The organism is Streptomyces sp. NPDC004126, from assembly GCF_050275515.1.
GTDB lineage: Bacteria > Actinomycetota > Actinomycetes > Streptomycetales > Streptomycetaceae > Streptomyces.
The window spans coordinates 27,036-47,470 of record NZ_JBNNPF010000029.1 but is presented as its reverse complement, the minus strand read 5'-3'; the positions used below and the strand labels follow the sequence as shown (position 1 = coordinate 47,470).

Here is a 20,435-nt window from a genome sequence, read left to right as displayed (position 1 = left end):
TCCGGAACATGGGGGGATGGAGGATCCGGGCACGACGGCGACCAACATGGTCCAGACCAATCCCCTTGTCAAGGTTTCGCGCGGGCCCCCCGCCCCTCCCCCGTCAGGGCCCTCGCCGCAGCCTCGTGCAGCGCGAGCTCCAGCAGCGCCGGGTCGGTGAGGGTGCCCCGGCCGTCCGGGAGTTCGAGCCAGTGCGGGCCGGCCGCGGACCGGCCGGGGTACGGGACCGCGATCCAGCTCCCGCGCCCTGCTCCCCGTACGCCCGTGCCGATCCAGCGGGAGGCCGTGCCCGGGGGCACGAAGAACCCCACCCGGGCACCGTCGGGGTCCGCCAGCACCGGACCGGGCGGGGCGGGCAGCAGCCGCAGCACGCCGTGGGCGGCCCGTCCCAGCTCCCCGGGCACGACGAGCACGTCCCAGTGCCGGCCGGCGGGCAGCAGGGCGACCCCGAGGGGGCTGCGCTCCCACTCCCACCGGCAGGCGTCCGGATCCGGCGCCGCCGCGACCAGCCATTCCACTGCGGTCCTCGCTCCCGGGAGCGTCATCGCCCGGCCTCCGTTCGTCTCGTCGCGGTGAGGGTTCCTCACCGGGAGAGAGCGGGGCCGGGCGGGGCTATGACGCGGGTTGCGCTGCTCCATGGGGGTGAAGCGGCTCGCGGGGCGAACCGCGGGCGTGCGCCGGGGCGCACCGGCCTGCGGGCCGCCTACGGGCCTGCGGGCGTCAGCTGTCGAAGCCGAGCCCGAGGCGGTCCAGCGTCTTGAGCCACAGGTTGCGGTGGCCGCCGCGGGCGTCGGCGCGGGCCAGGGACCACTTGGTGAGGGCGATCCCGGTCCAGGCGAACGGCTCGGGCGGGAACGGCATGGGCTTGGACTTCACCATCTCCAGCCGGGTGCGCTCGGTGGACAGGCCGTCGAGCAGGTCCAGCATCACCTCGGCGCCGAAGCGGGTGGCGCCCACGCCGAGCCCGGTGTACCCGGAGGCGTAGGCGACCCGGCCCCGGTGCGCGGTGCCGAAGAAGGCGGAGAAGCGGGAGCAGGTGTCGATGGCGCCGCCCCAGGCGTGGCTGAAGCGCACCCCCTCCAGCTGCGGGAAGGCGGTGAAGAAGTGCTCGGCCAGCTTGAGGTAGGTCTCGGGGCGGTGGTCGTACTCCGAGTCGAGCTTCCCCCGGTAGGGGTAGATCGCGTCGTAGCCGCCCCACAGAATCCGGTTGTCCTTGGTGATCCGGAAGTAGTGGAACTGGTTGGCGCTGTCGCCGAGCCCCTGGCGGTTCTTCCAGCCGATCGAGGCGAGCTGCTCCTCGTCCAGCGGCTCCGTCATCAGGGCGTAGTCGTAGACGGGGACGGTGAAGGGGCGGATCCGGCGGACCAGCGAGGGGAAGATGTTGGTGCCCAGGGCGACCCGGCGGGCGAGGATCGTCCCGTAGGGGGTCTCCACGGTCATCCCGGCGCCGGCCTGGGCCATCTTCAGGCCGCGGGTGTTCTCGTAGATCCGCACGCCCTGCTCCAGGCAGGCCCGCTTGAGGCCCCAGGCCAGCTTGGCGGGGTTGAGCATGGCGACGCCTTCGCGGTCCCACAGGCCCGCGAGGAAGGTCGGCGAGTCGACCTCCGCGCGCAGGGCCTCGCCCTCCAGCCACTCGGAGCCGTCGCCGAGGCCGAGCTTGACGGCCTCCTCGTGCAGTTCGCGCAGCTCCTCGACCTGGTGCGGCTCGGTGGCCACGTCGATCTCGCCGGTGCGCTCGAAGTCGCAGTCGATGCCGTAGCGGGCGACGGCCTCCTCGATGGCGTCGAGGTTGCGGGCGCCCAGCTCCTCCAGCTTGGCCAGCTCGCCCGGCCAGCGGGCGATGCCGTTGGCCAGGCCGTGGGTGAGGGAGGCGGCGCAGAATCCGCCGTTGCGGCCGGAGGCGGCCCAGCCCGCCTCCTTGCTCTCGATCAGTACGACGTCCCGGCCGGGGTCGCGCTCCTTGGCGATCAGCGCGGTCCACAGGCCGCTGTAGCCGCCGCCGACGACGAGCAGGTCGCAGCGCTCGTCGGAGGTGAGGGCCGGCTGTGGCACCGGGCGGCCGGGGTCGTCCAGCCAGTACGAGACCGGCTTGGCCTCGGAAAGGGATTTCGCGACACTACGCATGGCGACTGGGGCCATGGCTTCCAACTCCCTACGGGGTCTACTTCGGTTGTGCCTTCTTGCGGCGGTTGCCGGCCCACTGGCCGGCGAGGACCACCAGCACCGCGATGACGAACATCGCCGTGCCGATGACGTTGATCTGGACGGGCGTACCGCGCTGGGCCGATCCCCACACGAACATGGGGAAGGTGACGGTGTTGCCCGAGTTGAAGTTGGTGATGATGAAGTCGTCGAAGGAGAGCGCGAAGGACAGCAGCGCGCCCGCCGCGATACCGGGGGCCGCGATCGGCAGGGTGACCCTGAGGAAGGTCTGCACCGGTCCGGCGTAGAGGTCGCGGGCGGCCTCCTCCAGGCGCGGGTCCATGGACAGGACGCGCGCCTTGACGGCGGCGACGACGAAGCTGAGGCAGAACATCACGTGGGCGATGAGGATCGTCCAGAAGCCCAGCTGGATGCCCATGTTGAGGAAGAGGGCGAGCAGCGAGGCCGCCATCACGATCTCGGGCATGGCCATCGGCAGGAAGATCAGCGAGTTCACCGCGCCGCGCGCCCGGAACCGGTACCGGACCAGCGCGAAGGCTATGGCGGTGCCGAGGACCGTGGCGCCGATGGTGGCCCACAGGGCGATCTGGAGGGACAGGGCGAGGGAGCCGCACATGTCGGCGACCCCGCAGGGGTCCTTCCAGGCGTCGAGGGAGAACTCCTGCCAGGCGTAGTTGAACCGCCCGGTGGGGTTGTTGAAGGAGAACACCGTCACGACGACGTTCGGCAGGATCATGTACGCGAGCGTGGCGAGGCCCGCGATGACCACGAGATTGCGGCGGAGCCAACGCATCAGACCAGGTCCTCCGTCCCCGCTCGGCGGATGTAGATGGTGACCATGATCAGCACGATGGCCATGAGGATGAAGGACAGCGCGGCCGCCGTCGGGTAGTCGAGGATCCGCAGGTACTGCGACTGGATGACGTTGCCGATCATCCGGGTGTCCGTGGAGCCGAGGAGTTCGGCGTTGACGTAGTCGCCGCTCGCGGGGATGAAGGTGAGCAGGGTCCCGGAGACCACGCCCGGCATCGAGAGCGGGAAGGTCACCTTGCGGAACACGGTGGCGGGGGTGGCGTAGAGGTCGCCGGCGGCCTCGTGGAGGCGGGTGTCGATGCGCTCCAGCGAGGTGTAGAGCGGCAGGATCATGAAGGGGAGGAAGTTGTACGTCAGGCCGCAGACCACCGCGAGCGGTGTGGCGAGGACCCGGTCCCCCTCGGTCATGCCGAGCCAGCTGGTGACGTCGAGGAAGCCGACGGCGTTGAGGGCGCCGACCACCGGGCCGCCGTCGGCCAGGATCGTCTTCCAGGCCAGCGTGCGGATGAGGAAGCTGGTGAAGAAGGGGGCGATGACGAGGACCAGCAGGAGGTTGCGCCAGCGTCCCGCCTTGAAGGCGATCAGGTAGGCCAGCGGGTAGCCGAGCAGCAGGCACAGCGCGGTCGCGGTGCCCGCGTACAGCAGGGAGCGCAGGAACTGCGGGAAGTACTCGGTCAGGGCGTCCCAGTAGGTCTGGAAGTGCCAGGTGACCTCGAAGCCCTCTTCGAGCGATCCGGTCTGCACCGAGGTGGAGGCCTGGTAGATCATCGGCAGCACGAAGAAGACGAGCAGCCAGACGATGCCGGGGAGCAGCAGCCAGTACGGGACCAGGCGCTTCTTCAGGGAAGCCTTGTGCACCGGGGGCTCGGCGGGGGCGGGGGCCTCGGGAGGCGCGGCGGTGGCGGTCACGCGCTCTCCTCGACCGTCTCGATGCCGGCCTCGATGTCCTGGTCGGCGTCGAGGCCGAAGGTGTGCTCCGGGTTCCAGTGCAGGACCACGTCGGCGCCGGGGACGAGGCGGGCGTCCCGCTCGATGTTCTGGACGTACACCTCCAGCTCGGGGCAGACCCGGCTGTCGATGACGAACTGCGTGGAGACGCCGATGAAGGAGGAGTCGGCGATCTTGCCCGCGACCTTGTTCCGGCCGGCCGCGATGGTGTCCTCGTCGGCCGCCGGGACCAGGGAGATCTTCTCCGGGCGCACGCCGACGAGGAGCTTTCCGCCCGCGCGGGGCGTGGTCGAACATCGTGCGGCGGGCAGCCGCAGGGTGGTGCCGGAGGCCGAGACGATCACGTCGGAGCCGGTGGACTCGACGGAGGCCTCGATGAGGTTCGAGGTGCCGAGGAAGTTGGCGACGAAGGTGGTGCTCGGGTTCTCGTACAGCTCGGCGGGGGCGCCCAGCTGCTCGACGCGGCCGCCGTTCATCACCGCGACCGTGTCGGCCATGGTCATGGCCTCCTCCTGGTCGTGGGTGACGTGCACGAAGGTGATGCCGACCTCGGTCTGGATCCGCTTGAGCTCCAGCTGCATCTGGCGGCGCAGCTTGAGGTCGAGGGCGCCGAGCGGCTCGTCGAGCAGCAGTACCTGGGGGTGGTTGATGAGGGCGCGGGCGACGGCCACGCGCTGCTGCTGGCCGCCGGAGAGCTGGTGGGGCTTCTTGCGGGCGTGCTCGCCGAGCTGGACCAGGTCGATCATCTCGTCGACCTGCTTCTTGACGGACTTGATGCCGCGGCGGCGCAGGCCGAAGGCGATGTTCTCGAAGATGTCCATGTGCGGGAACAGCGCGTAGCTCTGGAAGACGGTGTTCACCGGGCGCTTGTACGGCGGGAGGTGGGTGACCTCGCGGTCGCCGAGGCTGACCGTGCCGGTGGAGGGCTCCTCCAGGCCGGCGATCATGCGCAGGGTGGTGGTCTTCCCGCAGCCCGAGGCGCCGAGCAGGGCGAAGAAGGAGCCCTGGGGGATGGTGAGGTCCAGCGGGTGCACCGCGGTGAAGGAGCCGTAGTGCTTGCTGATCCCGGCGAGGCGGACGTCGCCGCTCGCGGTCTTGTCGGTCATGGGCCTGGGCCTTCGGTGGTGTGTCGTGGAAGGGGACGGGGCGCGGGTGGGGTGCCGGTGCGTGGGTCCGGTCAGGCGCCGATGAGCTTGGCGAACTTCTCCTCGTACGCCGTCTCTTCCTCGCTGGTGAGGGAGCGGAAGGCGTGGGCCTTGGCGGCCATCTCCTTGTCCGGGACGATCAGCGGGTTGTCCGCGAGGGCCGGGTCGATCTTGGCGAGCTCTTCCTTGACGCCTTCCACGGGGCAGACGTAGCTGATGAACGCGGCCAGCTGGGCCGCCACCTCGGGCTCGTAGTAGTAGTCGATGAGCTTCTCGGCGTTGGCCTTGTGCCGGGCCTTGACCGGGACGAGCAGGTTGTCGCTGGAGGTGATGTATCCGGCGGCCGGGATCGCGTACTTGATGTCCGGGTTGCCGGCCTGGAGCTGGATGACGTCGCCCGCCCAGGCGAGACAGGCCGCCAGGTCGCCCTTGTCGAGGTCGGCGGTGTAGTCGTTGCCGGTGAAGCGGCGGATCTGCTTGGTGTCCACGCCCTTCTGGAGCCGGCCGATCGCCGCGTCGTAGTCCGCGGTGGTGAAGTTCGCCGGGTTCTTGCCCTGGTCGAGGAGGGTCATGCCGACGCTGTCGCGCATCTCGGTGAGGAAGCCGACGCGGCCCTTGAGGGAGGGGTCGTCGAGGAGCTGCGTGACGGAGTCGACCTTCTTGCCGCCGGTGGCCTTGGAGTTGTAGGCGATGACGGTGTCGATGCCGGTCCACGGGTAGCTGTGGGCGCGGCCCGGGTCCCAGTCGGGATTGCGGAACTGCGGGATCAGGTTGGCGTAGGCGTGCGGGAGGTGGGAGGGGTCGAGCTTCTGCGCCCACCCGAGGCGGATGATGCGGGCGGCGAGCCAGTCGGTGACGACGATCAGGTCGCGGCCGGTGTCCTGGCCGGCGGCGAGCTGCGGGCGGATCTTGCCGAAGAACTCGACGTTGTCGTTGATGTCCTCGGTGTACTTGACCCGGATCCCGGTCCGCTTGGTGAACTCCTCCAGCGTGGGACGGGTCTTCTCGTCGTCGCTGGTGTCCATGTACTCGGTCCAGTTGGAGAAGTTGATCTCCTTCTCCTGGTCCGAGTGGTCGTCCGAGGCCACGGCCCCGGCATCACGCTTGGCGGGCGGGATGCCGCAGGCCGTGAGGGCGGAGAGGCCGCCCAGGGTGAGCGCCCCGACTCCGGAGGCGCGCAGCAGCGAACGGCGGGTGAGGGCGCCGCGCCCGCTGGTGAGGCTGCGCCGCATCGCTGCGGTCTGCGCCGCCGAGAGGCGGTCGGGCTCGAACTGCTCCATGCGCGTTGCCCTTTCGGGAGGATGGCCGCTGGTCAGGCGGCCCACTTCTTATCGGTCCCCGAAGATCGTGCGGTGCCAGTCCTTCGCGGCCACCGCAGTATTGTCGAACATCACATGCTTGACCTGCGTGTACTCCTCGAACGAGTAGGCGCTCATGTCCTTCCCGAAGCCGCTCGCCTTGTATCCGCCGTGCGGCATCTCGCTGATGATCGGGATGTGGTCGTTGACCCAGACGCAGCCCGCCTTGAGCTCGCGGGTGGCGCGGTTCGCCCGGTAGAGGTCGCGGGTCCAGGCGGAGGCCGCGAGCCCGTACGGGGTGTCGTTGGCCAGGGCCAGGCCCTCGTCGTCGGTGTCGAAGGGCAGCACGACCAGGACCGGGCCGAAGATCTCGGACTGGACGACCTCGCTGTCCTGCGCGGCGCCGGAGATCAGGGTGGGCCGGTAGTAGGCGCCCTCGGCGAGACTGCGTTCTTCCTCCCTGGCTCCGGGGATCTCGCCGCCGGTGACGACGGTGGCGTACGAGCGGGCGCGCTCGACGAACGCGGCGACCCGGTCGCGCTGGGCGTGCGAGACGAGCGGGCCGAGGTCGGTGGTGGGCGCGAAGGGGTCCCCCAGGCGGACGGTCTCCATCAGCTCCGCGACCCGGGCGGTGAACGCGTCGTGCAGCGGGCGCTGCACGTAGGCGCGGGTGGCGGCGGTGCAGTCCTGGCCGGTGTTGATGAGCGAGGCGGCGACCGCGCCGTGGGCGGCGGCCTCGACGTCGGCGTCGTCGAAGACGACGAAGGGCGCCTTGCCGCCGAGTTCCAGGTGGAGCCGCTTGACGGTGGCGGTCGCGATCTCGGCGACCCGCTTGCCGACGGCGGTGGAGCCGGTGAAGGAGGTCATGACCACGTCGGGGTGGCCGACCAGGTGCTCGCCGGCGTCCCGCCCGGCGCCCGTGACGATGTTGACCACGCCGTCGGGGATGCCCGCCTCCTTGGCCGCCTGGGCGAACATCAGGGAGGTCAGCGGGGTCAGCTCGGCGGGCTTGAGGACGATCGTGTTGCCCGCGGCGATGGCCGGGAGGATCTTCCAGGCGGCCATCTGGAGGGGGTAGTTCCAGGGCGCGATGGAGCCGACGACGCCGATCGCCTCGCGGCGTACGTAGGAGGTGTGGTCCCCCGAGTACTCGCCGGCCGCCTGGCCCTGGAGGTGGCGGGCCGCGCCGGCGAAGAACGCCGTGTTGTCGATGGTCCCCGGGACGTCGAACTCGGTCGACAGCTTGAGCGGCTTGCCGCACTGGAGGGACTCGGCGAACGCGAAGTCCGCGGCCTGCTCGGCCAGTACGGCGGCCAGCCGGTGCAGGGCGTCCGAGCGCTCGCCCGGGGTGGCGGCCGACCACGCGGGGAAGGCCCGCTTGGCGGCGGCCACGGCCTCGTCCACGTCCGCCGTCCCGGCCAGCTCGTAGGTGAGGACCTCCTCACCGGTGGCGGGGTCGACGACGGTGTGCGAACGCCCCGAGGTGCCGGACCGGAGCCGGCCGTCGATGTACTGCGCGCCGTCTGCGAAGCGGTCCTTGACCTGGAAGCGGTTACCCATCGCTCTCACGCTCTCCGTAGCTACAGCTCGAATTGAGTGCCGATCCTGGCAGAGGCGTTCTCCCCCGCCAAGGGATTCCGTTGTTGCCTTTTGATTACGCGACGGAATCGGTCGACCATATGTCGAGGCATCCCCGAAATCCCGTACGAAGTGTCAGTGGTGACTGCAAGACTCGCGTGCATGGAGATGATCGACAAGTTGATCGAGCAGGTCAGCCGTGGTGAGCGGGTGAAGTACCTGCCCTTCTGGGGACACCGGCCGCTGCCCGACGGAAGGCTCGGACCGAGCTGCCTCAGCCAGTGGTGGCCCTCCCCCTTCACTGTGGGTGACGTCCGGTACGCCACCGCCGAGCACTGGATGATGGCCGGGAAGGCACGCCTGTTCGGGGACGCCGAGGCCGAGCGCGCCGCCCTGGACGCCGGGAGTCCGGCGGCCGCCAAGAAGGCCGGCCGGCTGGTGCGCCGGTTCGACGAGGAGGTCTGGCGGCGGGAGCGGTTCGCGCTGGTCGTCGAGGGCAGCGTGCACAAGTTCGGCTCCGACCCGGCGCTGCGCTCCTACCTGCTGGACACGGGGTCGCGGGTGCTGGTCGAGGCGAGCCCCCTGGACCGGATCTGGGGCATCGGGCTGGCCGCCGACGACGAGCGGGCGCTGCGGCCGGACCAGTGGCGCGGCCTGAACCTGCTGGGCTTCGCCCTGATGGAGGCCCGGGAGCGGCTGCGCGGGGAGGCCGGGTGACGGAGCGGCGCCGGGTGGCTGCGGTCATCGTGCGCGACGGCAGCGTCCTGATGGTGCGCGAGCGGCACCGGGGGCCGTCGGGGCGCCACGACGGGGCCGAGTACTGGACGCTGCCGGGCGGCGGCGTGGAGCCCGGGGAGGACCTGGAGGCGGCGGTCCGGCGGGAGGTGGCCGAGGAGACGGGGCTGCGCCCCCTGGAGGTGCGGTACGCCTACGAGGCGCCGTACCCCTCCGGGTGGACGACCTGCTTCCGGGTCGAGGTCGCGCCCGGCGAGCCGGTGCTGGGGGTGGACGGGGACCTGGACTGCGCGTGCCCCCGGATGGTGGGGCTGACCTGGGTCCCGGTCCCCCGCGCCGACCCGGACGGGCCCTGGATGGTCCCCACCCTCCTGTCGGCCGCCCCGCTCTGAGCCCGGAGGGCCGGGAGGGCGGGGGCGGGGAGGGCGGGGGCCGGGAGGGCGGGGGCCGGCCGGTCGCTCAGGCCCGTTCGCGCGGGCCGTCCACCTGGGACACGGAGGACGGGAAGTCCGAGCCGCCGTCCGGGTCGTCGAAGTCGGGGCCGAAGAAGATGAGCAGGGTCATGCCTATGCCCAGCACCAGGCCGACCGCGCCGAGGATGATGCCGGACAGGGCCACACCGCCGTTGGTGGCCTCGCCCCGGGCCGCCTTGCCCCTGCCCAGCACCCCGAAGACGACCGCGGCGATGCCGAGGGCGATGGCCCCGAACAGGGTGGCGCAGGCGAACACCGACAGGAGGCCGAGCACGAGGGCGGTGATCCCGAAGCCGTTGCTCGCGGGCGGCGTCGCGTACGGGTACGGGTACCCCGGCTGGCCGGGGTACCCGGGGTAGCCCGGGTAGCCGGGCTGGCCCGGGTATCCGGGGTAGCCGGCCTGGCCGGGATACCCGGGCTGCCCCGGGGCCACCGGCGGGCCGGGGTAGGCGTACCCGCCGGGAGCCGGCTGCGCCGGGTACCCGTACGCGGACCCGGGGGCCGGGGGCTGCGGGTACGGCGCGGCGGTAGGCGGGACCGGCTGCGGCGGCGGGTACCCGGGCTGCGCGGGCGCGGGGGGCACGCCGGGCATGCCCGCCATCGTCGGCTGCTCGTGCACCGGCGGAACCGGCGGGCCCGGCTGCGCGCCCTGCGGCTTCGCCCGGTCGGGCTCCGGCCGCTCGGGCGGCGCCCACGGGTCCCTCGGTTCAGGGCTGTGGTCGGTCATGCGGCGCCCCCCTCTCTCGTACGGCCATGCTAAGCGCTGCCACCGACACGGCCGGGGCCTGCCTACGATGAGGCCGACCCGCCCGCACCCGTGTCCTCCCGGAGGCCCCCATGTCCGACCTGCACCCCTTCATCGCGGGGCTGCCCAAGGCCGAACTGCACGTCCACCACGTCGGCTCGGCGTCCCCCCGCATCGTGGCCGAACTGGCCTCCCGCCACCCCGACTCGAAGGTCCCCACCGACCCCGACGCGCTGGCCGACTACTTCACCTTCACCGACTTCGCCCACTTCATCGAGGTCTACCTGTCGGTCGTCGACCTGGTCCGCACCCCGGACGACGTCCGCACCCTCACCTTCGAAGTCGCCCGCGACATGGCCCGGCAGAACATCCGCTACGCCGAACTGACCATCACCCCCTACTCCTCCACCCGTCGCGGCATCGACGAGAACGCCTTCATGGAGGCCATCGAGGACGCCCGCAAGGACGCCGAGACCGAGCTCGGCGTCATCCTGCGCTGGTGCTTCGACATCCCCGGCGAGGCCGGCCCCGAAGCCGCCGCCGAGACCGCCCGCCTCGCCGTCGACCTGCACCCCGAGGGCCTGGTCTCCTTCGGCCTGGGCGGCCCCGAGATCGGCGTGCCGCGCCCGCAGTTCAAGGAGTACTTCGACCGGGCCCGCGCCGCCGGCCTGCACAGCGTCCCGCACGCCGGCGAGAGCACCGGCCCGGAGACGATCTGGGACGCCATCCGCGAGCTGGGCGCCGAGCGCATCGGCCACGGCACCAGCTCCACCCAGGACCCGGAGCTGCTGAAGTACCTCGCGGAGCACCGGATCGCGCTGGAGGTCTGCCCGACCTCCAACATCGCCACCCGCGTGGTGACCGACCTGGACCGGCACCCCGTAAAGGAGATGGTGGCGGCGGGCGTGCTCGTCACCATCAACAGCGACGACCCGCCGATGTTCGGCACCGACCTCAACAACGAGTACGCGGTCGCCGCCCGGCTCCTCGACCTCGACGAGCGGGGCCTCGCGCAGCTCGCCAAGAACGCCGTCGAGGCCTCCTTCCTGGACGAGGCCGGCAAGGCCGAGATCGTGGCGGAGATCGACGCGTACACCGCCGAATGGCTCGCCCGCTGACTCCCCTTGATCGCCGGCGCCCCCGAGAATGGGGTGCATGAGCGATCTGACTGCCGTCGGCCACCGCGGCGATCCCTACCGTTTCCGTGAGAACACCCTCGCCTCCGTCCGCTCCGCCTTCGCGCGCGGAGCGGACGCGGTGGAGATCGACGTACGGCTGACCCGGGACGGGGTGCCGGTCCTGCTCCACGACGAGACGCTGGAGCGGCTGTGGGGTCACGACGTGCGGCTCGACGCCGTCACGGCCCCGCAGTTGAAGGAACTGACGGAGGGCCGGGTCCCGAGCCTGCGCGAGGCGCTGATGGAGGCCGGGGCGGGCCGGCTGATGATCGACCTGCCGGGCGCCTCCCACGAGGCCGTGAAGACCGTCGTCGACCTGGTGCGCGAGTGCGGCGCGCGCGACCGCGCGTACTACTGCGCCGGGCCGAACACCATGCTCGCGGTCCGCGCCGCCGATCCGGGCGCGGAGATCGCGCTGACCTGGACCACCCTCTCGCCGCCGCGCCGGGTGCTGATCGACGCGGTGAAGCCCCGCTGGCTCAACTACCGCTTCGGACTGGTCAGCCGGGAGCTGACGGACGCCCTGCACCGGGACGGGCTGCTGGTGTCGGCCTGGACGCCGGACACCAGGCGGTCGATGCGCGCCGTCGTCCGGGCCGGGGTGGACTCCGTCACCACCAACAGGCTGGACGCGCTGGCCGCCGTGCGGGCCGGGCTGGGGCGGTGACGCGAGGACCGGCCGAACGCCTGCGCGCGCTGGTCCTGCGGGCCGACCCGCACTGGCGGGACGTGGGGCTGACGCTGCTGGTGCAGGTGGCGACGACCATCCCGTTCGTGGTGCCCCGCGACCCGGCGTACCCGCCGGCCACCTGGACGGCGTACCTGGTGACGAGCCTGGGCAACGCACCGCTGGTGTGGCGGCGCCGGGCGCCGGCGATGGCGCTTGCCGGAGTGGTCGCGGCCGGTTCGGCCTACCAGCTGGCCCTGGACGGCCCCGGGCAGCCGCTGCCGTACGCCGCGCTGATCTGCGTCTACTCGATCGCGCTCCTGGGGGCGCCGCGGGTGCGGCTGGCCGTCGGGGCGGCCCTGGCCGCGGTGATCCCCGTGTCCGTGCTGCTCAACAGCGGTACGGCCAGGGAGCTGTTGTTCGCGCTGTTCGTCTTCGGGGCGGCGTTCGCCCTCGGCCGGCTGCAGGCCACGCGACAGGCGTACACGGCGGCGGTGGAGGACCGGGCGGCGCAGCTGGAGCGGGCGAACCGGATCGAGGCGGAGCAGGCGGCGGCGCGCGAACGGGCGCGCATCGCGCGGGAGATGCACGACATCCTCTCGCACGCCGTCAGCATCATGATCGTGCAGGCGGAGGCCGGTCCGGTGGCGGTGCGCCGGGCGCCGGAACGTGCGGAGGCGGCCTTCGAGGCGATCGCCGAGACGGGCCGGGACGCGATGGCGCAGCTGCGGACGATGCTGGGGGTGCTGCGGGCGGAGGAGGCGGCGCCGCGTGCCCCGCAGCCGGGGATCGGGGCGCTGCCGGCGCTGGTGGACCGGGTGCGGGCGAGCGGGCTCGCGGTGTCGTACGAGCGGACGGGCGAGGTGCGCGAGCTGCCGGCGGCGCTGGAGGCGACGGTGCACCGGGTGGTGCAGGAGGCGCTGACCAACGTGGTGAAGCACGCGGGGGCCTCGGCGGTGGACGTGCGCCTGGAGTACGGGCCCCGGGAGCTCGCGGTGCGGGTCACGGACGACGGGCGCGGACCCGGCCGGGGGCCGGCCGGCGGCGCTCCGGGCGGGCACGGGCTGATCGGCATCCGGGAGCGGGCGGCGGCGCACGGCGGGACGGCGTGGACCGGGCCGGGTGCGGACGGGCGCGGGTTCACGGTGCTTGTAACCTCGCCGCTGGAGGTGGGGAAGTGACGATCCGTGTGGTGGTGGCCGACGACCAGGAGCTGGTGCGCAGCGGCTTCGCGATGATCCTGGACGTGCAGGAGGACATCGAGGTCGTGGCGGAGGTCGGGGACGGGGCGGCGGCCGTGTCGGCGGTGGATCGGCTGTCCCCGGACGTGGCGCTGCTGGACATCCGGATGCCGGTGCTGGACGGGATCGAGGCGTGCCGGGCGATCTCGGCGCGGAGCGCGTGCCGGACGGTGATGCTGACGACCTTCGACTCGGACGAGTACGTCTACGAGGCGCTGCACGCGGGGGCGAGCGGGTTCCTGCTGAAGGACGTGCGGCGGGACGACCTGGTGCACGCGGTGCGGGTGGTGGCGGCGGGCGAGTCGCTGCTGGCGCCTTCGGTGGCGCGGCGGCTGATCGAGGAGTACACGGCGGCGACGGCCCGGCCCTCCGCGCCGGATCCCCTGGCTTCGGAGCGGCTGGGGGTGCTGACGGCCCGGGAGCGGGAGACGCTGCTGCACCTGGGGCGGGGGCTGTCGAACGCGGAGATCGCGGCGGCGCTGGTGGTGAGCGAGCACACGGTGAAGTCGCACGTGGGGAACGTGCTGTCGAAGCTGGGGCTGCGGGACCGGATCCAGGCGGTGATCTGCGCGTACGAGACGGGCCTGATCGCGGCGGGGTCGGCGGGTGTCGGCCCGGCGGGTCCGTCCGGGGTCTCTCCCTCTGGGTTTCCTCCCTCTGGGGTTTCTCCCTCTGGAGGGTGAGGGGCGGCGTGTCGCCTCCCCCGCGCCGGTGAGTTGTCGTACCGCTGAAGACCCCTCTTGTTGGTGATCCGCAACCACCCCTGTGACCTGGAGCATTGAGGTCATCGGGGGGCAGCGGGCCCTCCGGGTGGGACACGGGGGAACCGTCATGAAGGCACGTACGCGCACGCTCATCGCCGCCGCTCTGGTCCTGGGGGTGGCCGCCGGTCCGGTGGCGGCGGCCCAGGCCGCTCCGGCGCCGGCGCCCGTCTCGGCGGCGGTCCCCGCACCCGTCTTCACCACGCCGCCGAACGCGGCGGCGCTGGCGAAGGCGATCGCGGGCGTCGGCGCGGGGAACAAGGACGCGACCGCCGCGCTGGTCCGGGTGGGCGGTACGAGCGGCGCCTGGCGCGGCAGCGCGGGTGTCGCGGACGTCCGCAGCGGGCGTGCGGCGGTGGAGGAGGCCCGCTTCCGGGCCGGTTCGGTGACGAAGGCCTTCACGGCGGCGGTGGTGCTCCAGCTGGCGGCGGAGGGGAAGGTGGACCTGGACCGGCCGGTGCAGGACTACCTGCCGGGGCTGCTGCCCGGCTTCGAGCCGGTGAAGGTGCGGCAGCTGCTGAACTACACGAGCGGCCTGCAGTCCGCCGACGGCCCCGGGGACACGTTCGCGGACGAGTACGCCCACCGCTTCGACGTGGTCGATCCGCACGCGCTGATCGCGAACGCGGTCGCGAAGGGGCCGGAGTTCAGGCCGGGCGAGAAGCAGCGGTACAGCAACATCCACTACACCGTGCTGGGCGTGCTGATCGAGAAGGTGACGGGGACGTCGTACGAGAAGGCCGTCGGCGACCGGGTCATCAGGCCGCTGGGCCTGCGTCACACCTCGTTCCCGTCGCGTACCCAGAACCGCATACCGGGCCCGTACAACCACGGCTACCAGGCGGTGGCGGGGGCCGACGGGAGCCGCTCGCTGGTGGACGTGTCGGAGTGGAACTCCTCGTCCAACTGGGCCGCGGGGGACCTGATGTCGACCACGGCGGACCTGGAGCGCTTCACGGTGGCGCTGTTCTCCGGCAAGGTCGTCCCGAGGGCGCAGCTGGAGGAGATGTTCACGGTGCCCGACGTCCGGGACGCCGCGAGCGAGACCGGCGCGCATGCGGTGCAGACGGCCGGCCTGAAGGAGTTCGTGCTGCCGGACGGTACGAAGCTGTACGGCAAGACGGGCTCGCGGCACGGCTACAGCACGGTCATCGGCGGTACCCGCGACCTGTCCCGCACCCTGGTCTATTCGGTGAACTCCACCGACGCCAAGGGGCGGGACATGAACCCGGTGGCCTACGGCATCATCGGGGCGGCTTTCGCCAAGTAGCCGGCGCGCTCCGCGCCTTCCAGCGCCTCCAGCCGTTTGATCAGGCGGCGCAGCGCGATCAGGGGGAGGATGCCGAACACCCCGAAGGACATGTCGATGACCGACCACCAGCCGGGGATGCCCCGGACCGGCGCGCTGAACAGGGCGAGGGGGACGACGCCGGCGCAGGCGACCATGCCGGCCTCGACGATCCAGACGTTGCGGACCGGGTCGCGGTGGACCCCGTAGAAGAAGACCGCGATCACCAGGTGGGCGAAGGCGAGCCAGTCGGTGCCGTAGAGGAGGAAGGGGTATTCGGAGTCGGCCCGTTCCAGTCCGTCGCCCACCCGGCGCAGCCAGTCGTCGGAGACCAGGCCGTTGACCCAGCGGAGTTCGGTGACCAGGGGGAAGGCGGTGAGCCCGCTGAGGACGAGGCAGACCAGGAACAGCACAAGCCAGGCACGGATCCGCCGCTGGAGGGCGCTTCTCTCGCTCATGGAAGGGAGCCTACACACAGAACTGAACACGTTCAGTCGATTTCCTGAACATGTTCAGTCCCGTGGAGGAGATCGTGATCACAGTCCGACGATGGCGTTCCAGCGCTTGGCGAGGGCGGGGCGTTCGGCGGAGGAGATGTCCCGGGCGACCGCGAGGCGGCGGCGCATCGCGTCGTCGGGGAAGATCAGCGGGTTCTCCGCCAGCCCGGCGGTCTCCTTGTCCGGCGAGGCGGCCAGCACTTCGCGGGCGGCGGGCACCGGGCAGACGTAGTTGACCGCGGCAGCGAGCTCCGCGGCCACCGCCGGGTCGTAGTAGTGGTCGACGAGGGCCTCCGCATTGGCCTTGTGCCGCGCGAGGTTGGGGACGAGCAGGCTCTCGGCCCACAGCTCGCCGCCCTCCTCGGGAACCACGAACTCGATGTCGGGGTTGTCCGCCCGGAGCTGGATGGCGTCGCCCGAGTAGGCCTGGCAGGCGAGGACGTCGCCCTTGCCGAGGTCGGAGGTGTAGTCGTTGCCGGTGAAGCGGCGGATGTGCTTCTTGCGGACCATGTTCTCGACCTGGTCGCACATCCGGTGGAAGTCGGATTCGGTCCAGCGGGTGACGTCGGTTCCGTTGCCCTGCATCAGCAGGGCGAAGGACTCGTCCAGGCCCGAGAAGAGGGTCACCTTGCCCGCCAGGTCCGGGTGCCAGAGGTCCTTGACGGACTTGATCTCCCGGCCCAGGGCCCTGCGGTTGTAGGCGATGCCGGTAATCCCCGACTGCCAGGGGACGGTGTACAGCCGTCCCTCGTCGAAGGCGGGCGAGCGCAGCTGCGGGTCGAGGTACTCGGCGACGTTGGACTGCGCCGAGCGGTCCATCTTCTGGGCCCAGCCCAGGTGGACGAAGCGGGCGGCCATCCAGTCGCTGACCACGACCAGGTCGTGGCCGGTCTCCTGGTGGCTCATCAGGGCCGGGCTGACCTTGCCGAAGAACTCGTCGTTGTCGTTGATCTCCTCGGTGTAGCGGACCTGGACGCCGGTCTTGCGGGTGAAGGCCTCCAGGGTCGGGCGGCTCTCCTCGTCCTCGTCGTCGGTGTCGATGTAGAGCGGCCAGTTGGAGAAGGCGAGGGCGCGGTCGCGGTCCGAGAGGTCCGGGGCCTGCCGCCGGTCCTCCGGGACGTACGCGGCGGGCACGCCGCAGCCGGCGAGGGCGGTGAGCAGGCCCGCGGCACCGAGGCCGCGCAGCGCCGCGCGCCGGGAGACGAGTTCAGGCATGGCCAAAGCCTCGGGCAACGCAAAGGGGCGGGCAATAGACAAGATGTCTACTGCCCGCCCCTTCAGGGCCCTTGGGTGATCAGTGCGCCGCCGGCCGGGCGGCGGCCGCGGATCAGGCGTCGAGCGAGGTCATCACGTGCTTGATGCGGGTGTAGTCCTCGAAGCCGTAGGCGGAGAGGTCCTTGCCGTAGCCGGACTTCTTGAAGCCGCCGTGCGGCATCTCGGCGACGAGCGGGATGTGGGTGTTGATCCACACGCAGCCGAAGTCGAGGTTCTTGGACATGCGCATCGCGCGGGCGTGGTCCTTGGTCCACACGGAGGACGCGAGGGCGAACTCGACGCCGTTCGCGAACTCCAGGGCCTGGGCCTCGTCGGTGAAGGACTGGACGGTGATGACGGGCCCGAAGACCTCGTTCTGGATGATCTCGTCGTCCTGCTTCAGGCCGGAGACGACGGTCGGGGCGTAGAAGTAGCCCTTCTCGCCGACCCGGTGGCCACCGGCCTCGACCTTGGCGTGGGCGGGGAGGCGGTCGACGAAGCCCGCGACCTGCGCCAGCTGGTTCGGGTTGTTCAGCGGGCCGTAGAGCACGTCCTCGTCGTCCGGCTGGCCGGTCTTGGTCTCCGCGGCGGCCTTGGCCAGCGCGGCCACGAACTCGTCGTGGATCGACTCGTGCACGAGCACGCGGGTGGCGGCCGTACAGTCCTGGCCGGCGTTGAAGTAGCCGGCGACCGCGATGTCCTCGACGGCCTTGGCCAGGTCGGCGTCCTCGAAGACCACGACGGGGGCCTTGCCGCCGAGCTCCAGGTGAACGCGCTTGACGTCCTTGGAGGCGCTCTCGGCGACCTGCATGCCGGCGCGCACCGAGCCGGTGATGGAGGCCATCGCCGGGGTGGAGTGCTCGACCATGGCCTTGCCGGTCTCGCGGTCGCCGCAGACGACGTTGAAGACGCCCTTGGGCAGGACCGAGTCGATGATCTCGGCCATCAGGACGGTCGAGGCCGGGGTGGTGTCCGAGGGCTTGAGGACGACGGTGTTGCCCGCGGCGATCGCCGGGGCGAACTTCCACACGGCCATCATCATCGGGTAGTTCCACGGCGCCACCTGGGCGCAGACGCCGACCGGCTCACGGCGGATGATCGAGGTCATCCCGTCCATGTACTCGCCGGCCGAGCGGCCCTCCAGCAGGCGCGCGGCGCCCGCGAAGAAGCGGATCTGGTCCACCATCGGCGGGAGCTCCTCGCTGGCCGTGAGGCCCAGCGGCTTGCCGGTGTTCTCCGACTCGGCGGCGACGAGCTCGTCGGCGCGCGCCTCGAAGGCGTCCGCGATCTTCAGCAGGGCCTTCTGGCGCTCCGAGGGCGTGGTGTCACGCCAGCCCGGGAAGGCCGCCGCGGCGGCGGCCATGGCGGCGTCGACGTCGGCCTGGCCCGAGAGCGGGGCGGTGGCGTACACCTCGCCGGTCGCGGGGTTGACCACGTCGGTGGTCCGCCCGTCGGCGGCGTCCTTGAACTCCCCGCCGATGTAGTTGCGCAGACGACGCAGTTCGGTGGTCACTACAGCCACTCTCCTGATCACATGTCCAATGATTGAGACGACGTAACAAGCCTAGCCCCTCCGCCGACGCTTTCGACAGAGCCAGACCCGGCCAACTACGAAATCCGTGTAATCAGAGACCCACGGCAACGGATTTCATCGATTACGGGTTGCGGAACAGACGACTCCTCGTGCAGAGTGAGGTCGTGGTCAGTCGAAGCGCAGATTCCAGGAACAGACAACCGTCCCCTTCGGTCGATGCTGTGTCCCTGGCGATCATCGAGCAACTGCAAGAGGACGGTCGCCGTCCGTATGCATCGATCGGCAAGGCCGTGGGCCTGTCCGAAGCGGCGGTGCGCCAGCGCGTACAGAAGCTGCTCGACCAGGGCGTCATGCAGATCGTGGCCGTCACCGACCCGCTCACCGTGGGCCTGCGGCGCCAGGCGATGGTCGGCATCAACGTCGAGGGAGACCTCGACCCGGTGGCCGACGCACTGACCGCCATGGCCGAGTGCGAATACGTCGTGATGACCGCGGGGTCGTTCGACCTGATGGTGGAGATCGTCTGCGAGGACGACGACCACCTGCTCGAAACGATCAACAAGAAGATCCGCACGCTCCCCGGCGTGCGATCAACCGAAAGCTTCGTTTATCTGAAGCTGAAGAAGCAGACCTACATGTGGGGAACTCGATAGCCCGTGAGCCAGGACCTCTCCAAAACCGCGTACGACCACCTGTGGATGCACTTCACCCGCATGTCGTCGTACGAGAACGCGCCCGTCCCCACCATCGTGCGGGGTGAGGGCACCTACATCTTCGACGACAAGGGCAAGCGCTACCTGGACGGTCTCGCCGGACTGTTCGTGGTCAACGCCGGTCACGGCCGCAAGGAACTGGCCGAGGTCGCGTACAAGCAGGCCCAGGAGCTCGCGTTCTTCCCCGTGTGGTCGTACGCGCACCCCAAGGCCGTCGAGCTCGCCGAGCGCCTCGCCGACTACGCCCCGGGCGACCTGAACAAGGTCTTCTTCACCACCGGTGGCGGCGAGGCCGTCGAGACCGCCTGGAAGCTCGCCAAGCAGTACTTCAAGCTGCAGGGCAAGCACACCAAGTACAAGGTCATCTCGCGTGCGGTGGCCTACCACGGCACCCCGCAGGGCGCCCTGTCCATCACCGGCCTGCCGGCCCTGAAGGCCCCCTTCGAGCCGCTGGTACCCGGCGCGCACAAGGTGCCCAACACCAACATCTACCGCGCCCCGATCCACGGCGACGACCCCGAGGCCTTCGGCCGCTGGGCCGCCGACCAGATCGAGCAGCAGATCCTCTTCGAGGGCCCCGACACCGTCGCGGCCGTCTTCCTGGAGCCCGTGCAGAACGCCGGCGGCTGCTTCCCGCCGCCGCCCGGGTACTTCCAGCGCGTCCGCGAGATCTGCGACACGTACGACGTGCTGCTCGTCTCCGACGAGACCATCTGCGCGTTCGGCCGCCTCGGCACGATGTTCGCCTGTGACAAGTTCGGCTACGTGCCGGACATGATCACCTGCGCCAAGGGCATGACCTCGGGCTACTCCCCGATCGGTGCCTGCATCGTCTCGGACCGCATCGCGGAGCCCTTCTACAAGGGCGACAACACCTTCCTGCACGGCTACACCTTCGGCGGACACCCGGTGTCCTCCGCGGTGGCCATCGCCAACCTCGACATCTTCGACAAGGAAGGCCTGAACCAGCACGTGCTGGACCAGGAGGGCAACTTCTTCAACACCCTGAAGAAGCTGCACGACCTCCCGATCGTCGGCGACGTCCGCGGCAACGGCTTCTTCTACGGCATCGAGCTCGTCAAGGACAAGGTCACCAAGGAGTCCTTCACGGACGAGGAGACCGAGCGCGTGCTCTACGGCTTCCTCTCCAAGGCGCTCTTCGACAACGGCCTGTACTGCCGCGCCGACGACCGTGGGGACCCGGTCATCCAGCTGGCCCCGCCGCTGATCGCCGACCAGGGCACCTTCGACGAGATCGAAGGCATCCTGCGCTCGGTGCTCACCGAGGCCTGGACCAAGCTGTAACCGGTCCCGGGACGCGGTAGCCCACCGGCACGACCACACGGCCCGGATCCTCCGTTCGAGTAGAACGCGGGGGTCCGGGCCGTGTGCTGTCAGCTTTCA

General features: G+C 70.9%; 20 protein-coding genes. 9 read left to right on the top strand and 11 right to left on the bottom strand.

The window, feature by feature from the left end:
* Nucleotides 1-68: 68 nt before the first annotated feature.
* The 7 genes from ACQKM2_RS25465 to ACQKM2_RS25435 all read right to left on the bottom strand — a co-directional run bounded on the left by ACQKM2_RS25465 (nucleotide 69) and on the right by ACQKM2_RS25435 (nucleotide 7,927).
* Nucleotides 69-545, bottom strand: a complete 477-nt coding sequence (locus tag ACQKM2_RS25465) for a hypothetical protein (protein ID WP_427713608.1) — start codon at nucleotides 543-545, stop codon at nucleotides 69-71.
* Nucleotides 546-720: 175 nt separating this feature from the next.
* Nucleotides 721-2,139, bottom strand: a complete 1,419-nt coding sequence (locus ACQKM2_RS25460) for an NAD(P)/FAD-dependent oxidoreductase (RefSeq protein ID WP_427713607.1) — start codon at nucleotides 2,137-2,139, stop codon at nucleotides 721-723.
* Between the two features lie 22 nt (nucleotides 2,140-2,161).
* Nucleotides 2,162-2,956 carry an ABC transporter permease gene (locus ACQKM2_RS25455; RefSeq protein ID WP_405978354.1) on the bottom strand — a complete coding sequence of 265 codons (795 nt, stop codon included), beginning with the start codon at nucleotides 2,954-2,956 and terminating at the stop codon, nucleotides 2,162-2,164.
* Nucleotides 2,956-3,885: an ABC transporter permease gene (locus ACQKM2_RS25450; protein WP_362457740.1), complete on the bottom strand. Its 930-nt coding sequence runs from the start codon at nucleotides 3,883-3,885 to the stop codon at nucleotides 2,956-2,958. Before ACQKM2_RS25450 ends, ACQKM2_RS25455 begins: the two co-directional genes overlap by 1 nt.
* Nucleotides 3,882-5,030, bottom strand: coding sequence for an ABC transporter ATP-binding protein (locus ACQKM2_RS25445; protein WP_427713604.1), 1,149 nt, complete (start codon nucleotides 5,028-5,030; stop codon nucleotides 3,882-3,884). Before ACQKM2_RS25445 ends, ACQKM2_RS25450 begins: the two co-directional genes overlap by 4 nt.
* Nucleotides 5,031-5,101: 71 nt before the next feature.
* Entirely contained in the window at nucleotides 5,102-6,349 is a 1,248-nt protein-coding gene (locus tag ACQKM2_RS25440) for a polyamine ABC transporter substrate-binding protein (protein ID WP_427713602.1), read from the bottom strand.
* Nucleotides 6,350-6,397: 48 nt separating this feature from the next.
* Nucleotides 6,398-7,927, bottom strand: a complete 1,530-nt coding sequence (locus ACQKM2_RS25435) for a gamma-aminobutyraldehyde dehydrogenase (protein WP_427713601.1) — start codon at nucleotides 7,925-7,927, stop codon at nucleotides 6,398-6,400.
* Between the two features lie 180 nt (nucleotides 7,928-8,107).
* Here ACQKM2_RS25435 and ACQKM2_RS25430 point away from each other — a divergent pair, with 180 nt between their 5' ends.
* Together ACQKM2_RS25430 and ACQKM2_RS25425 are read left to right on the top strand one after the other, a co-directional pair.
* Nucleotides 8,108-8,662 (top strand): NADAR family protein, encoded by a 555-nt coding sequence (locus tag ACQKM2_RS25430; protein WP_427713599.1) that lies wholly within the window; start codon nucleotides 8,108-8,110, stop codon nucleotides 8,660-8,662.
* Nucleotides 8,659-9,072 carry an NUDIX domain-containing protein gene (locus tag ACQKM2_RS25425; protein ID WP_385762581.1) on the top strand — a complete coding sequence of 138 codons (414 nt, stop codon included), beginning with the start codon at nucleotides 8,659-8,661 and terminating at the stop codon, nucleotides 9,070-9,072. The genes ACQKM2_RS25430 and ACQKM2_RS25425 overlap by 4 nt, the downstream gene beginning before the upstream one ends.
* 67 nt (nucleotides 9,073-9,139) lie before the next feature.
* Here ACQKM2_RS25425 and ACQKM2_RS25420 read toward each other — a convergent pair whose 3' ends face one another.
* Nucleotides 9,140-9,880: a DUF4190 domain-containing protein gene (locus tag ACQKM2_RS25420; RefSeq protein WP_427713596.1), complete on the bottom strand. Its 741-nt coding sequence runs from the start codon at nucleotides 9,878-9,880 to the stop codon at nucleotides 9,140-9,142.
* A 110-nt stretch (nucleotides 9,881-9,990) separates the two neighbouring features.
* Here ACQKM2_RS25420 and ACQKM2_RS25415 point away from each other — a divergent pair, with 110 nt between their 5' ends.
* From ACQKM2_RS25415 to ACQKM2_RS25395, 5 genes are all read left to right on the top strand, one after another.
* Nucleotides 9,991-11,016, top strand: coding sequence for an adenosine deaminase (locus tag ACQKM2_RS25415; RefSeq protein WP_427713594.1), 1,026 nt, complete (start codon nucleotides 9,991-9,993; stop codon nucleotides 11,014-11,016).
* Between the two features lie 28 nt (nucleotides 11,017-11,044).
* Nucleotides 11,045-11,743 carry a glycerophosphodiester phosphodiesterase gene (locus tag ACQKM2_RS25410; RefSeq protein WP_427713593.1) on the top strand — a complete coding sequence of 233 codons (699 nt, stop codon included), beginning with the start codon at nucleotides 11,045-11,047 and terminating at the stop codon, nucleotides 11,741-11,743.
* Nucleotides 11,740-12,924, top strand: a complete 1,185-nt coding sequence (locus tag ACQKM2_RS25405; RefSeq protein WP_427713591.1) for a sensor histidine kinase — start codon at nucleotides 11,740-11,742, stop codon at nucleotides 12,922-12,924. The genes ACQKM2_RS25410 and ACQKM2_RS25405 overlap by 4 nt, the downstream gene beginning before the upstream one ends.
* The gene (locus ACQKM2_RS25400) at nucleotides 12,921-13,667 is read left to right on the top strand and encodes a response regulator (protein ID WP_427713590.1); all 747 of its coding nucleotides are present in this window, start codon (nucleotides 12,921-12,923) and stop codon (nucleotides 13,665-13,667) included. The genes ACQKM2_RS25405 and ACQKM2_RS25400 overlap by 4 nt, the downstream gene beginning before the upstream one ends.
* 148 nt (nucleotides 13,668-13,815) lie before the next feature.
* Nucleotides 13,816-15,015 carry a serine hydrolase domain-containing protein gene (locus ACQKM2_RS25395; protein ID WP_427713588.1) on the top strand — a complete coding sequence of 400 codons (1,200 nt, stop codon included), beginning with the start codon at nucleotides 13,816-13,818 and terminating at the stop codon, nucleotides 15,013-15,015.
* Here the strand turns inward: ACQKM2_RS25395 and ACQKM2_RS25390 are convergent.
* The 3 genes from ACQKM2_RS25390 to ACQKM2_RS25380 form a co-directional block, all read right to left on the bottom strand.
* Nucleotides 14,982-15,491 carry a hypothetical protein gene (locus ACQKM2_RS25390; RefSeq protein ID WP_427713586.1) on the bottom strand — a complete coding sequence of 170 codons (510 nt, stop codon included), beginning with the start codon at nucleotides 15,489-15,491 and terminating at the stop codon, nucleotides 14,982-14,984. The two genes, ACQKM2_RS25395 and ACQKM2_RS25390, sit on opposite strands and share 34 nt — an antisense overlap.
* Before the next feature lie 78 nt (nucleotides 15,492-15,569).
* The gene (locus ACQKM2_RS25385; RefSeq protein ID WP_427713583.1) at nucleotides 15,570-16,745 is read right to left on the bottom strand and encodes an ABC transporter substrate-binding protein; all 1,176 of its coding nucleotides are present in this window, start codon (nucleotides 16,743-16,745) and stop codon (nucleotides 15,570-15,572) included.
* 112 nt (nucleotides 16,746-16,857) lie between these two features.
* Nucleotides 16,858-18,297: a gamma-aminobutyraldehyde dehydrogenase gene (locus ACQKM2_RS25380; RefSeq protein WP_385762598.1), complete on the bottom strand. Its 1,440-nt coding sequence runs from the start codon at nucleotides 18,295-18,297 to the stop codon at nucleotides 16,858-16,860.
* Nucleotides 18,298-18,467: 170 nt separating this feature from the next.
* Between ACQKM2_RS25380 and ACQKM2_RS25375 the strand changes: the two genes are divergently transcribed.
* Together ACQKM2_RS25375 and ACQKM2_RS25370 are read left to right on the top strand one after the other, a co-directional pair.
* Entirely contained in the window at nucleotides 18,468-18,971 is a 504-nt protein-coding gene (locus ACQKM2_RS25375) for an Lrp/AsnC family transcriptional regulator (RefSeq protein WP_037686641.1), read from the top strand.
* Nucleotides 18,972-18,974: 3 nt separating this feature from the next.
* Nucleotides 18,975-20,336: an aspartate aminotransferase family protein gene (locus ACQKM2_RS25370; RefSeq protein ID WP_007266858.1), complete on the top strand. Its 1,362-nt coding sequence runs from the start codon at nucleotides 18,975-18,977 to the stop codon at nucleotides 20,334-20,336.
* Nucleotides 20,337-20,435 lie beyond the last annotated feature (99 nt).

Excerpts from the sequence above, each read along its gene's own strand:
- ACQKM2_RS25465 (WP_427713608.1), bottom strand. The coding sequence starts at position 545 with ATGACGCTCCCGGGAGCGAGGACCGCAGTGGAATGGCTGGTCGCGGCG.
- ACQKM2_RS25460 (WP_427713607.1), bottom strand. The coding sequence starts at position 2,139 with ATGGCCCCAGTCGCCATGCGTAGTGTCGCGAAATCCCTTTCCGAGGCC.
- ACQKM2_RS25455 (WP_405978354.1), bottom strand. The coding sequence starts at position 2,956 with ATGCGTTGGCTCCGCCGCAATCTCGTGGTCATCGCGGGCCTCGCCACG.
- ACQKM2_RS25445 (WP_427713604.1), bottom strand. The coding sequence starts at position 5,030 with ATGACCGACAAGACCGCGAGCGGCGACGTCCGCCTCGCCGGGATCAGC.
- ACQKM2_RS25440 (WP_427713602.1), bottom strand. The coding sequence starts at position 6,349 with ATGGAGCAGTTCGAGCCCGACCGCCTCTCGGCGGCGCAGACCGCAGCG.
- ACQKM2_RS25435 (WP_427713601.1), bottom strand. The coding sequence starts at position 7,927 with ATGGGTAACCGCTTCCAGGTCAAGGACCGCTTCGCAGACGGCGCGCAG.
- ACQKM2_RS25430 (WP_427713599.1), top strand. The coding sequence starts at position 8,108 with ATGGAGATGATCGACAAGTTGATCGAGCAGGTCAGCCGTGGTGAGCGG.
- ACQKM2_RS25420 (WP_427713596.1), bottom strand. The coding sequence starts at position 9,880 with ATGACCGACCACAGCCCTGAACCGAGGGACCCGTGGGCGCCGCCCGAG.
- ACQKM2_RS25415 (WP_427713594.1), top strand. The coding sequence starts at position 9,991 with ATGTCCGACCTGCACCCCTTCATCGCGGGGCTGCCCAAGGCCGAACTG.
- ACQKM2_RS25410 (WP_427713593.1), top strand. The coding sequence starts at position 11,045 with ATGGGGTGCATGAGCGATCTGACTGCCGTCGGCCACCGCGGCGATCCC.
- ACQKM2_RS25395 (WP_427713588.1), top strand. The coding sequence starts at position 13,816 with ATGAAGGCACGTACGCGCACGCTCATCGCCGCCGCTCTGGTCCTGGGG.
- ACQKM2_RS25390 (WP_427713586.1), bottom strand. The coding sequence starts at position 15,491 with ATGAGCGAGAGAAGCGCCCTCCAGCGGCGGATCCGTGCCTGGCTTGTG.
- ACQKM2_RS25385 (WP_427713583.1), bottom strand. The coding sequence starts at position 16,745 with ATGCCTGAACTCGTCTCCCGGCGCGCGGCGCTGCGCGGCCTCGGTGCC.